This window comes from Paenibacillus agaridevorans (assembly GCF_003112455.1).
Lineage (GTDB): Bacteria > Bacillota > Bacilli > Paenibacillales > Paenibacillaceae > Pristimantibacillus > Pristimantibacillus agaridevorans.
Genome location: NZ_BDQX01000356.1, coordinates 157,271 through 169,680, shown reverse-complemented (window position 1 = coordinate 169,680; position 12,410 = coordinate 157,271). Strand labels below are relative to the sequence as shown.

General features: G+C 52.6%; 11 protein-coding genes. 1 reads left to right on the top strand and 10 read right to left on the bottom strand.

What is annotated here, in order from left to right:
* Positions 1–1,688, top strand: a 1,688-nt coding sequence (locus tag PAT3040_RS28100) for a beta-propeller domain-containing protein (protein WP_181376886.1), incomplete at its 5' end; no start/stop codon positions are given.
* Between the two features lie 100 nt (positions 1,689–1,788).
* Here PAT3040_RS28100 and PAT3040_RS28095 read toward each other — a convergent pair.
* The 10 genes from PAT3040_RS28095 to PAT3040_RS28045 all read right to left on the bottom strand — a co-directional run.
* Positions 1,789–2,508, bottom strand: a complete 720-nt coding sequence (locus tag PAT3040_RS28095) for a hypothetical protein (RefSeq protein ID WP_108995283.1) — start codon at positions 2,506–2,508, stop codon at positions 1,789–1,791.
* Complete coding sequence (locus PAT3040_RS28090) at positions 2,489–3,388, bottom strand: ATP-binding cassette domain-containing protein (RefSeq protein WP_108995282.1); 900 nt, start codon at positions 3,386–3,388, stop codon at positions 2,489–2,491. The genes PAT3040_RS28095 and PAT3040_RS28090 overlap by 20 nt, the downstream gene beginning before the upstream one ends.
* Positions 3,385–3,753 (bottom strand): GntR family transcriptional regulator, encoded by a 369-nt coding sequence (locus PAT3040_RS28085; protein ID WP_108995281.1) that lies wholly within the window; start codon positions 3,751–3,753, stop codon positions 3,385–3,387. The genes PAT3040_RS28090 and PAT3040_RS28085 overlap by 4 nt, the downstream gene beginning before the upstream one ends.
* Before the next feature lie 533 nt (positions 3,754–4,286).
* The gene (locus tag PAT3040_RS28080) at positions 4,287–4,814 is read right to left on the bottom strand and encodes a GNAT family N-acetyltransferase (protein ID WP_108995280.1); all 528 of its coding nucleotides are present in this window, start codon (positions 4,812–4,814) and stop codon (positions 4,287–4,289) included.
* Between the two features lie 825 nt (positions 4,815–5,639).
* A complete protein-coding gene (locus PAT3040_RS28070; RefSeq protein WP_108995278.1) occupies positions 5,640–7,133 on the bottom strand; it encodes an ABC transporter substrate-binding protein in 1,494 nt (497 codons plus the stop codon).
* 128 nt (positions 7,134–7,261) lie between these two features.
* Positions 7,262–7,867 (bottom strand): response regulator transcription factor, encoded by a 606-nt coding sequence (locus PAT3040_RS28065; protein WP_087572285.1) that lies wholly within the window; start codon positions 7,865–7,867, stop codon positions 7,262–7,264.
* Complete coding sequence (locus PAT3040_RS28060; protein ID WP_108995277.1) at positions 7,864–9,000, bottom strand: sensor histidine kinase; 1,137 nt, start codon at positions 8,998–9,000, stop codon at positions 7,864–7,866. Before PAT3040_RS28060 ends, PAT3040_RS28065 begins: the two co-directional genes overlap by 4 nt.
* A 108-nt stretch (positions 9,001–9,108) precedes the next feature.
* Positions 9,109–10,155 carry a Delta(5) desaturase DesA gene (gene desA / locus PAT3040_RS28055; protein WP_108995276.1) on the bottom strand — a complete coding sequence of 349 codons (1,047 nt, stop codon included), beginning with the start codon at positions 10,153–10,155 and terminating at the stop codon, positions 9,109–9,111.
* Positions 10,156–10,397: 242 nt separating this feature from the next.
* Complete coding sequence (locus tag PAT3040_RS28050; protein ID WP_108995275.1) at positions 10,398–11,636, bottom strand: aminopeptidase; 1,239 nt, start codon at positions 11,634–11,636, stop codon at positions 10,398–10,400.
* Between the two features lie 87 nt (positions 11,637–11,723).
* A partial coding sequence (locus PAT3040_RS28045) for a helix-turn-helix transcriptional regulator (RefSeq protein WP_108995274.1) occupies positions 11,724–12,410 on the bottom strand: 687 nt, incomplete at its 5' end.

The window sequence follows — 12,410 nt, the reverse complement described above, 5'->3', positions numbered from 1 at the left end:
AAACCGAAGTGCAGCCTATCCCAGCCAATCCCGGTTCGGAATCGGCTGGTGCCGGAAGCAGCGGCTCGTTGCCGAGTGCAGAAACGACTGCCACCCCTTCTTCCAGTGAATCGGCGGCGCCTGCCATCGCCATTGATGCTGCACCGCCAGTTGGCAAAGGTATCTCTATCCTGCCTTATTTCAACCATCGAAGCCTGACGGTCGCTTATGTCTATGAGTTAAAGGGCTCCGCCAAGCCGGAACTCGTACGCGAACTGTCGCAGGAAGGCGGTTACGTCTCTTCCCGCAAGATTGGCGATTCGCTTTATATGGTGTCGAACAAATACAGCTACTACTATCCCTTCTACGATGCCATGGCGTCGAAAAAAGGATCCGTACAGGACGATGCGGCAAACGCCCAGACGCTCGCCACCGAAGCCGAGCCGTTCTACGGAGATTCGGCCGCAAATGACGAGCTTCTTCAACTGCCGCTTAGCGACGTGCATTATTTCCCCGAGCCTGCGGACAGCAGCATGATGATAGTCGGCTCCGTAGACTTAAGCCAGCCGGATGGCGAGCTTCAAATATCCGCCTATCTTGGTTCGGGAAACACGATCTACGCTTCGCAAAAGCATCTGTACGTTGCCATCGCGAAATACGAAGCGAAGAACAACTCCTACTCGGATTACACGGAGTTCCATAAATTCCGGCTCGACCAAGGCCGGGTCGTCTATATCGGCCAAGGTACCGTTCCCGGCAGCCTGCTGAATCAGTTCTCCATGGATGAGCACGAAGGTTATTTCCGGGTCGCGCTCACGAGCGGCAATATGTGGGCAAGCGGGGAGCAGGGCTCGAAGAATAACGTTTATGTACTCGACGAAAAGCTGAGCGTAGCCGGCAAGCTGGAAGGTCTCGCGCCGGGAGAAAGGATCTATTCGGTCCGTTTCATGGGAGATCGCGCTTATATGGTTACCTTCCGCAACGTTGATCCGTTGTTCGTCGTGGATTTGAGCCAGCCGATGAATCCAGCCGTATTAGGACAGCTCAAGATTCCGGGCTACAGTGACTATCTCCATCCGTACGACGAGAATCATATTATCGGCTTCGGAAAGGAGACGGTGGAAGTACCGTCCAAGGGCATGGGACCGGACGAGACGATGGCGTTCTATCAAGGGATGAAGATTGCCATGTTCGACGTGTCTGACGTATCGCAGCCGAAAGAGCTGTTCAAGGAGGTCATCGGCGATCGCGGCACCGGCTCGGAGCTGCTGTATAATCACAAAGCTCTCCTCTTCTCCAAGACTAAGGGATTGATGGCTTTCCCTGTCGAGCTGTACGAAATCAAGAACAAAGAAGCTCTGCAGCCTGGCGACTTCCCGGCTTATGGCGAATTCGTCTACCAGGGCGCGTATGTCTACGGCATCGATCTTCAAAACGGTTTCCAGCTTAGGGGACGGATCAGTCACTTAACCGACGACGATCTGAGAAAAAGCGGCCAATACGGTTACGACTACTCCAAGACGGTACGCCGTATTCTTTATTCCGGCGATTCTCTCTACACTTTATCCGACTCCATGCTCAAGGCAAGCGGCATTAAGGAGCTGGAGGAGCGAGGCTCGCTGAACTACCCTCCACTGCCAGAGCCAATTTGGAACGGTATCGGCTCCATCGATATCATGCCATTGCCAGCCACCATGGAATCGAGATAGCTCAAATAGGGTTGTTACAACAAAGGGACTTTCTCTCCCGGTCGACAAAATCAGACCGAGAGGGAAAGTCCCTTTTTCAAATCATTCTTCTACCCGCTGGTTACAATGTGATTTTCCGCTTAACGGCTATCTTGCGCAAGAAACCATCATTAATCCAGACGATCAAGAAACTGGCCAACGCAAGCACAAACAGGATGATGCCTTGATCCGCTGCAGTGCTCCCCGTCAGCTCCGTTGCCGTCATCGTCTCCATTCCTATCAGGAACGCTACGGCGAGCAAGCAGACCAACAACCCTTTGAACCAATGAAAACGATAGAAGCCGGTGCCGATCAACCACCCTCCGCAGAAATAGCCGAAGTACATGAGCAGGTTCGTTATGGCTACAATCGCGAGATTGGGGTACTGCATACTTCGCTCCGCTCCGCTAATTTCAATGATTAACATTTCGATAGGATAACCCAGAAGATGCAAAACGGTGCAGCTGATGGACAGCAGACCCGCGAAGAGAAGTCCTCCTCTGCCGAAGCTCCTTCTCGTAATGCCGTTCGATACGAAACTGTTGAAAGAGCCTATCGTCAGCAAGATACCCAGCACGAGCAGGAATATTCGCGGCGAGATTGTAGCGCCGTCCCATTCTCTCCCCGAATTCCTGATACTCTCGTCCGGAATGATCCCCCGCATGATCATCTCGTTAATGCCGAAGTAAATAACGGTAAATATAACCCAGAACCAAACCAATACATGCCTATAGGCGCTCCACAAATGAAAAGCCACTTTCATGACGGGGCTGCGTTTTCCCTTAGCCATGTTTGCGCTCATCGCTGCCAATCCCCTTTCTGGTCAAATGAACGAATAAATCCTGCAAAGAGACAGGCCCGATCGTTAATCCATCCGCTGTCGCCCGCTTCTCGCGCTCCGCGCCAAGCTCTCCGAATACGGTAATGGATTTGGTGCCGCCCAGCTTCTGCTCGCTGAGTATCGTCAATCCTTCCGCGAATTGGTCTACCGCGTCCGCCGGGCCGATAATGGCGGAGCCTCGCGAGCGAAGCTTATCCGCCTCCTCCTGAAGCACCAGCTTGCCTTTGTCCAGGATCAGAACCTCCTCGAACAAATCCGACACTTCCTCGATCAAGTGAGTGGAGAGAATGATCGTTCTGGGATGCTCCATATAATCCTTGAGCAGTTCTTCGTAGAAGTAGTAGCGCGACGGTGCATCCATGCCAAGATAGGCCTCGTCGAAAATCGTGATCGGAGCCCGGGAAGCCAGCCCGATCGTAACGCCCAACGCCGACTTCATGCCGCGGGAAAGCGCCATGATCTGCTTCTTGGCCGGAAGCTCGAACTGGTTCAGCAACCGATCCGCGTAATCCGCATCCCAGTTCGGCCAGCAGTCCGATGCAAGCTTGATAACGTCGCGGACTTTAAACGACTCGGATAGATAGCCGTTTTCTTGTATAAAACAGACTTGGTTAACAATGCGTTCGTTTTCGTACGGGGCTTCCCCGTCGATTCGCACTTCTCCCGAGGTCTGTTGCTGGAACGAGGCCAGTATCGACAAAAGACTCGTTTTACCTGAGCCGTTCCGACCCAGCAGGCCGTATATTTTGCCGCCCTCCAGACGGAATGTTACATCATCCAGCGCCTTCGCGGACTTATCATAGAGCAGCCCCAAGCGGCTTACTTCAATCGTAATCGTCACTGCTCTTCCCCTCCATTCAGTTGCTCCAGTCTTTTTACAATATCCATGACCGGGATGCCGATTACCTTGGCTTCGGCAGCCATCTTGTCAACGACCTCCTCAAAGAACCGCGCCCTTCGCTGCTCCAGCAGCATTCCCTTCGCTTGCGGACTGACGAACATGCCGATCCCCCTCTTCTTGTATAAAATGCCTTCATCCGTTAACAACTGAAAGCCCTTCGCCGCAGTTGCCGGGTTAATCCGATAGAATGCCGCATATTGGTTGGTTGACATCACTTGTTCCTCTTCCCCCAGCACGCCGCTAACGATATCATTTTTAATGCCATCAGCGATCTGCTGATAGATGGGACTTCGGTCATCAAACACATAATCACCTCATTACTTATGTGGTTCATTACTTATGTAACTAACCTTACAATGCTATGTTCATCGTGTCAATAGCAGCCTTTCATTTTCGACTAAAAAACTGCAAAAAAAGGGCTGTTCAAAGTAAGTTCGCTCACTTGAGGAAACAGCCCACTTGTTGAATGAAACGTCAACAACGAAGAAATGGCGGTGCTAGGGCGTTACCCTGCACCGCCATTTCTGGCTTTGGTCTATTGCCGCCTCAGTGAGCAAATTGTGAGCGAGCGAAAGCCACCCGACCTCAAGGCTTACCTTCGGCAGGCCACGAAGCAGGAACGTCGTTATTGTTGTTGTTTCGAGCTCCATAGTCGTTAATAACGCCTATGGGATGTTGTTGTTGCAGGGGGTCGATCATGGATAAGTATCCTGACCGACCACTTTCTTGTCTAACTGTGTGCTTAGCTGTCTCGCTACCATTTTTATATCTTTTGGGACAGCCCCTTCGCCAGCCTTGCCGTAACCTGATCAGCAAATGCCAACAGATCTATCACATGTCAATCGAGAGCAATCCAAAACCGCTTAACCGTACTACCTTCCGAAGTCATACGCTCATCCTCCATAATGCCGCCATGCTTCCGGATCGTGCGCTCCGACGCCTCGTTATTGCTGTCGCACACAAGCAGCAAGCGATCCAGCCCCTTCCCCCGGGCAATGTCGAGCGCTGCACCGAGCTGGAACGACGCATAGCCGTTTCTTCTTGCCGATGGGCGAATGCCGTAGCCAATATGACCTCCGCTGTCCAGCAGCTTTTCGTTCAGTCGATGACGGAAGTTAAGCGCCCCGACGATATTGTCCTTCCCGTCAAGCAGCCAATAGGTCGAGTGCGGAACCCACCCGTTATCCGTCACCTTCTCTTCGGCGTCGGCCGAATATAAAAAATGGACATACTCCTCAAAGTCCGACGGATCTCTTTCCACTACCCAAGGCACAATGGATTCTCCGCTTGCAATCCAATCCTGGTAGAAAGCCAGGTAGGCTTCCTTGTATTGCACAGACGGTTTAATCAGCTTCAATTTCTCCACGCGGAAGCACCTCCAGATTAACCTTGAAATAATGGGGGTAATTATACGCTTATCAATTCCTTGACGCAAGTTAAGAAAACCGCCTGTTAAGAAAAACGGTCAGGATGATCTATCCTGACGGTTCTTTTTGTGCTAGAGCCAGAAAGAAGCAACGGCGTCACTCCTGTCTGTTCGTTCTTTCGAATAAGAGGAAAAACTCCCTCTAATACCCTCGTCTCCGCCCTTGCTTGCTCTTTAGAGGGAAATCCTACCTCTAATTCTGGCCGAATCACTATTTTCGGGTCGAGCCGCCCCGATTAAAGGGAGGTTTTCCCACTATGCGGAGCCGATATTCCGATTTTCCCAGATTAAAGGGGGATTTTCCCTCTATTTTCCGATGCGATATACGGTGTGCCTCTTAGAGATGAGCGACCTTAAGCTTTGCAAAACCTATGCAATAAAGAGTGAACAAAACGACCTTGTTGACCAAACTAACCAAGTGTATGCGGAACTGAGCGACGTTATTTTCGCCAAATCAACGGTTTCGGATACTCTTACGGAACTGAGCGTTCTTATTCGAAACCAATCGCGCTCCATCCCCCTTATCATCAATCAATAAAGTCTCTGGGTTCCGTTAGCCCTGCCTTTACCCCTCCATTCGATGAAATAAGGGCTCTGAGTTCCGTCCCTCTTTTGTCGCTATCGCACACGTACGCCGTAGCGACAACGACTGATCTCGCGCTCCACCCCGAAATTTTATTAATTCCTATAATTGAACAAAGAAAGCGGCAGCCCACATTGGCCGCCGCTTTCTTTGTTTTGTAACTTGAGCATAACAGAGTTTGCTTATTCCACGACGACTTCCGAGGTGGCCTCGCCTGCTGCCTCCATCATTCTTTTCTGCTCCTCTGACATCCGCTTCTCCATCTCTTTGTTCATCTCTTCTTCCGTCATCGGCTCCTGGCTAAGCAGTTCGTCGCCTTTGACCTGAAGCGTCTTGAGCGCTTCGTCGATACTCTTCGTGCCGTCCTGTACAGCCTTGAATTCCTCCTGCATGTGTCCGTAGAACATCATGTTGAACTGAGGATTCAAACTTTCGAAATCACGGTAATCCTGCATCGACTGGGTAGGCTTGAGCTTATAAAAAGCTGCATAGTTGCGGCCTTCCTCATCTTTGATATACGCCGTGCGAATAGGGAAGCCTCCCATATTGGTTACTTTGGCTTTCACTCGCGAATAATCGTCACTGGAGATGTAGGAGATGAAGTCCCACGCCGCCTCCGCATTAGGGGAGTCCTTCGCGATCGCGAAGATGTCGCTGTACCAAGTGTTAGCGCTCTGATCCGGGTATTGTGCGCTTACTGGCATAGTGACCATATCCCAGTCACTAATAACGGCGCCCTCGTCCTTAATATAATTTTTTGCTTCTTTAATCTGCTGCATGAGATAAGTGCTGTCCACCGTCATGGCCAGACGTCCCGACAGGAATGGATTACGCATTAAATAGTCTTCGTAGCTGCTGGAGCCGCCCATCATGCCTTGATCCATGTTTTCAAAATACAACGCCTTGGAATTCAGCGCGTCCAGCGACGTCTGTACGACATTCCGCCATCCGTCCGAATCAATCGTCATCTTTTTGCTTTTCGTATCCACGTACTTGAGATTTTCGGCCGAAGCGAGCATGGAGGACATCTCGTTAAGGTCCCCGCTGTAGCCGATCTTAAGGCCGTAGACACGATCCTCCGCCTCCCCTTCGATCGGGAATTGTCTGGCGAGCTGAATGGCATCCTGCCAAGTCATCTGGTCAGTCGGATAAGCGATGTTGTATTTGTCGAACAAGCCCTTGTTGTAATAAAGCACCTGGCTGCTAAAGCTCGACGGGAAGCCGTACAGTTGTCCGCCGCCTAGCTCCTTCATGTAATCAAGCATGCCTGGCACGATACCTTCCGTGTCGAACTTGTCCTTCGCCATATAAGCCTCGATATCAAGCAGCTTGCCCTCTTCGGCTAACTTCTTGTATTGGCCCTGATCAATCATCAGCACATCGGGCTTCTCTTCGTCGATCAGCTTCTGGAGCGCCTTTTCATAGTCGAATTCCTCGCCATCCTCCGAAGGTCCCGAGCGATAGAGACTTTGCGTCGACACAACCTCGAAGTTCACGTTGGGGTTCAACGCGCTGTACAGCATGCCATAGTTTTGAAAAAATCCGCTTTCGTCGTAATACATCACTCTTACCGTCTGCTCTGCGTTGTTTTCCTTGCTGCCGCTTCCGAAGCTGCAGCCCGCCAGCAATGTTCCGGCAAGCGCCACCGGCGCAGCCTTCTTTAACCAATTATTCATCTTTTCCTCCCACTCCCCTGCATATCACCTATCAAGTGTACCAATATGTACCATAAGTAATACGAATAATAGGATAAAATAGTTGCAAGAAAAATGAGAAAGATGAATTTTTACAAAAAAAAGACCGGTCACTTAAACCAGCCTTTCTCCTTGAACCGCGTAATTGCCTCGATCCGATTGCTGACGCCAAGCTTATCGAGAATGACGGAAATATAGTTGCGCACCGTCCCCGTCGTCAGAAACAGCTCCGTGGCAATCTCCTTCGTATTTTTGCCGTCCGCGACAAGACCCAGCACTTCCCTCTCCCGCTCCGTCAACGGATTGTCGAACCCCGAGCCGCCGTAGGCTTCATCCATAAGCTCCGAAGCGTAAATACGCTGTCCGGCCATGACGTTGCGGATCGAGCTGGCCAGTTCCTCGCTGGGACTGTCCTTGAGCAGGTAGGCGCTGACGCCTGCCTTAAGCGCCCTCTCGAAGTAACCGGAGCGGGCGAACGTGGTCAGTATAATGACCTTGCAGCGTCCCCTGAGCTCTTCTGCCGCTTCCAGACCGCTCTTAGAAGGCATCTCGATGTCCATGATGCATATATCCGGCTGATGCTCATTCACAAGCTGGATAGCTTCCTCGCCATTGCCGGCGCGGCCGACGACGGTCATGTCTTCCTCCAAATCAAGCAAGGAGGCCAGAGCGCCCAGAAGCATTCTCTGATCCTCCGCTATTACGATCTTAATCATGCTTCCAGCCCCTTTATCGGTTGCTTCACGGCATGTGGCACGCGGAACGTAACCATCGTTCCCTTGTCCGAGGCGAGCTCCAGACTGCCGTTTACAAACTCGAGCCGCTCCTTCATTCCTCTTAATCCATTGCCCCGGTAATATCCGGGTTTCAATGTCATGCCGATGCCGTCATCCCAGACGGATACGGCTACGTAGTTTTCGTCCGAGAGAATCGAAATGCTGCATTTCGACGCCCCGCTATGCTTCACAACGTTCGTTACCGCTTCCTTTAGACACATGCTGAGCACGTTCTCCGCAAGCAACGTCGTGTTCGCCAGCTTCGGGTCCCCCGCAAGGGTAAGCTCAATGCTGGCCGCGGTCAATATTTGACCGACGCGGTGCATCTCTTCGTCGAGACGCGTTCCTCGCATCTGCGTGACCATCTCGCGGACTTCCTTGAGCGCGGTCCGGGCCGTCTGCTGCACCTCGAGCATCTCCGCCTGTGCGCGCTCTGGATCCTGAAAGACAAGCTTGCCGGCAAGATCGCTCTTAAGCCCGATCAACGACAGCTTCTGTCCCAGCGTATCATGCAGATCCCGCGAGATCCGCTGCCGCTCCTCCAGCTTAACGAGCTCGCCGATCCGTTTGTTCGCATCCTCGAGCTGACCTTCCAATTGCCCTTGCTTCTTCTGGCTGTACGTATTGAATGGAAGCAGGATGACGACGATCAGACAGATCAGAATAAACGGGAATTGCGTGAAGAACAGCTTGTTCTGCGTAACAAGGCCATAGTTGACCGTGATGAACGTACTGATGAGATGAATCGCGTACAAGGTGTAAAAGCCCGCTTTGTTCTTGATATTGCCGATGAAGAAGGCTAGGAAGATCGAGAAGTACACGTAGCTGAAGAGCAGCGTCATCGCAATGGAGATGAGAATCTGAATACTTGTCCAGAAGTAGACGAGCCATCCCTTGGAGACGAAAGACTGACGATAACACACAAAAAATAAAAGGATCATCACAATGCCGGATACAACCTCGGGCGTTGACGACGATCTGAAAATGAAATAGAACGGCAGAATGCAGAAGACAACCCATACGTAGGCGCTAAGTCCGGTACTGCGACTGAATATTTGATGCCATTTGTTCACGGGCCGCCCTTCCTTCTGCATGTCTTGCCTTTATTTTATCCCTGATATGTCGACTGCGCAACGAGCTGCGCAGCCGCCCATTCTCCCAGAGCCAGGTCAGTCCTTGGCCTACCCTGCCCGCTTCTGTCTGCGAGCCCCAACCGGACGCTCGCGGCGATTGCTGATCCGGTCCTTGACGTCGCGGAAGCTGACGAATTTCTTGTCTCGCTCATCCCACAGCCGGAACCTGAGCGACTCGAGGCTTTGCATAATCGTAATTGTAGTGGCCTTCTGGAGCGGAGGGGTCGCATCATGCGCATTCTCCAGATAATAGTTAGGCACCTTCGGGCTCAAGTGATGCACATGGTGAAAGCCGATGTTGCCCGTCAGCCATTGCAGCAGCTTCGGCAGCTTGTAATACGAGCTTCCTTCGACCGCGGCCATAACGTAACTCCATTCGTCATCCTTCTCGAAGTAGGAGTCCTCGAATTGGTGTTGGACGTAAAACAACCAAATGCCAAGCACGCCGGACAAATAGAAGATCGGGAATTGTACCATCAGGAATTGCTGCCAGCCGAGCGCCCAGCCTAGCAGAGCGTAGACGGCAACGATCAGCACGTTCATCAAGTAGGTGTTAAGGCGCTCCTTGCGGCGCGCTCCCTTGCGGTTGAATCGGTATTGCAGCACGAACACGAAGATGGGACCCAGGCCGAACATGACGATCGGATTGCGGTATGCCCGGTAAGTCAGTTTCTGTAGTGGCGTCAGTGCTGAATATTCGTCCACCGTCAGAATCCAGAGATCGCCGACTCCGCGTTTGTCCAGGTTGCTGCTCGTTGCATGGTGAATAGCGTGGGAATTCTTCCATTGCTGGTACGGTACCAGCGTAATGACGCCTGTAATGATGCCGAGAATGTCATTTGCGCGCTTGTTCGAGAAGAATGACCCGTGGCAGCAGTCGTGGAAGATGATAAATGTCCTCACGACGAATGCCGATGCGAGCACGCCGATGCCAAGCGTCAGCAGATAGGAGACGGATAAGCTCCAGTAGGCTGCAGCCCATAAGACGATTAAGGGGAGCAGCGTATTGGCAAGCTGCCTGATACTGACTTTAAGGTCGTTTCTTTCGAAAGGTGCAACGCTTTTCTTAAGCTGTGATTGCTTCAATTCCGACATCGCGGCTTCCTCCTTGGACAGCGCCGCTTGCCGCCTCATGAGGGCCGCATTCCGCGCCATAACTTTGTTATTGCCATTGTAGCAATAACGGTGTCATGGACGGCAGTCATAAACGTCAAGAATACGATATGACGAATGTCATATAGGGAGTTGGGTGATAAGGAAATGAATGGTTATAACGGACAGAAAGCCCCTCTCCACCTGCCTTTATGGTAGTGGGTAGAGGCTTTCTTTGCAGCGAGCTAGATCGCCCAGTTGCCGGCGCGAAATACCGGTACGATGGTTCCGTCATCCTTGATGCCGTCGATATCCATCTCCGCCGAACCGATCATGAAGTCGTTATGTGTAATGCTGGCATTGACGCCATGCGCCTCAAGCTCCTCGGCCGACATCGTCTTGCCGCCCTCGACATTGAAGGCATAGCCGCTTCCGATGGCTAGATGGTTAGAAGCGTTCTCGTCGAACAACGTGTTGTAGAACAAAATGCCGGACTCGGAGATCGGGGAGTGATGCGGCACAAGGGCAACTTCGCCCAGGTAGTGGCTGCCTTCGTCGATGTCGACCAGCTTCTGGAGAATCTCTTCGCCCTCCTCGGCTTCGACCTTCACGATACGTCCGTTCTCGAACGTAATCTTGAACTTATCGATGATATTCCCGCCGTAGCTCAATGGTTTCGTGCTGGATACATAACCGTTCGTGCCCGTCTTAAGCGGCACGGTAAACACTTCCTCCGTCGGCATGTTCGCCATGAAGGAGAAACCTTTCTGATTCGTGCTGCCTGCCGCAACCCAGATATGCTTTTCATGCAGCTCCACCGTCAGATCCGTGCCTGGAGCGCGATAATGCAACTTGCGAAACTTGTTCGCATTCAACACTTCGGCTTTCTCGTGCAGCGTTTCGTTATGTTTCACCCAAGCGGATACGGGATCGGCGTCATGCAGACGCACGGAATCGAAGATGGCGTTCCAAAGCATGTCTACCGCCACTTCTTCGGAAACGTCCGGGAACACCTTCTTCGCCCAATCTTTACCCGCGCCGGCTACGACAGTCCAGCTGACCTTGTCGGACTGAATCGCTCTGCGGAACTCCTTCAACCCTTCGCCGGAAGCTTTCTGGAACGCAGAGATGCGGCTCGATGGAATTCCCTTAAGCAGATCCGGGCTGGAAGTCGTCAGCGAGATAAAGACCGCACCCCGCTCGACGAAATGGTTGCGTTTCATCGTCTCAAATGAAGGGAAGCTGCCGAAGATAGCTTCGTCGGCCTTCTCGTATTTGAGACGAGAGAGGTAGTCGTCCACCCAGTCGACGTGAACGTTGGAAGCGCCTGCCTCGTAAGCTTTGGTCGCAATGGCGCGTATGAGCTCCGCCATCTCGATCGAAGCTCCCGCCATAAACACCTCTTGCCCGGGCTGAATGTTAACTCCTGTACGTACGATCAGCTCGGCATATTTTTCGAAATTCGCTTGAAGATTCGTTGTCATATGTATTTGCATCTCCTCAAATAATAGGGTAGTCGCCGGATGTTCTCCAGACCTTCTCAAGCTGCCAGAAGAACATCCGGCAGACTTCTATAAGTATAACATTGATGCCGAACGGATTTCATCCTGCACGCGCCGCAGCAGCTCCGGCGGCTCCAACACTTGCATGCGTCCTCCGTAACTCAATACGATCCCGCACGCCGATTCAGGCGTCTCGAATTCCACCTCCGCGACGAGCCATCCGGCCTTGTGCTCGACATTGCTTCTCTCGTTCGCCACAAGTTCCGCTCCCGAGACGCTTAGCACCTTTACAAACCGTTCGGCCTCCAGCCTGACCAGCGCCGCCTCGGTTAAACTGAGCTTGGCGGGATACCGGGGCAACCGCTCGCGGAACTGCTCCAGCGATGTCTCCCAGTAAGCAGCAAGGTCGAACTCTGCCGGCGGCTCGAAGCAGTCGGCAAGTACCTCCGCCTCCAGAAGCCTGGAGACGCGGAAGGTGCGAATCCCGTCCCCCTCCGTCCCCGCGATGAGGTACCAGATGTCCCGTTTGGCGACAAGTCCGAGCGGAGTGACGATCCGGCTTTTCCGCGCTCCATCGCGCATGTAAGCGATACGAAGTTTCCGCTCCGCCCAGGCCGCCTCCTGAGCGGCGGCCAGACATGGCGCAGGTTCTCGCTGCTGCCGATTGGGATGCCAGCCGGCACCGTCAATATGCAGCTTGCGCCTGGCGGCCTCCGCCCCGCTTCGTGCAGAGTCCGTAGCGGCAGCAAGCAGCTT

What these genes read in the sequence shown, in the direction of transcription:
- desA (WP_108995276.1), bottom strand. Translation starts at nt 10,155, where the DNA reads ATGTCGGAATTGAAGCAATCACAGCTTAAGAAAAGCGTTGCACCTTTC.
- PAT3040_RS28050 (WP_108995275.1), bottom strand. Translation starts at nt 11,636, where the DNA reads ATGACAACGAATCTTCAAGCGAATTTCGAAAAATATGCCGAGCTGATC.
- PAT3040_RS28095 (WP_108995283.1), bottom strand. Translation starts at nt 2,508, where the DNA reads ATGAGCGCAAACATGGCTAAGGGAAAACGCAGCCCCGTCATGAAAGTG.
- PAT3040_RS28065 (WP_087572285.1), bottom strand. Translation starts at nt 7,867, where the DNA reads ATGATTAAGATCGTAATAGCGGAGGATCAGAGAATGCTTCTGGGCGCT.
- PAT3040_RS28070 (WP_108995278.1), bottom strand. Translation starts at nt 7,133, where the DNA reads ATGAATAATTGGTTAAAGAAGGCTGCGCCGGTGGCGCTTGCCGGAACA.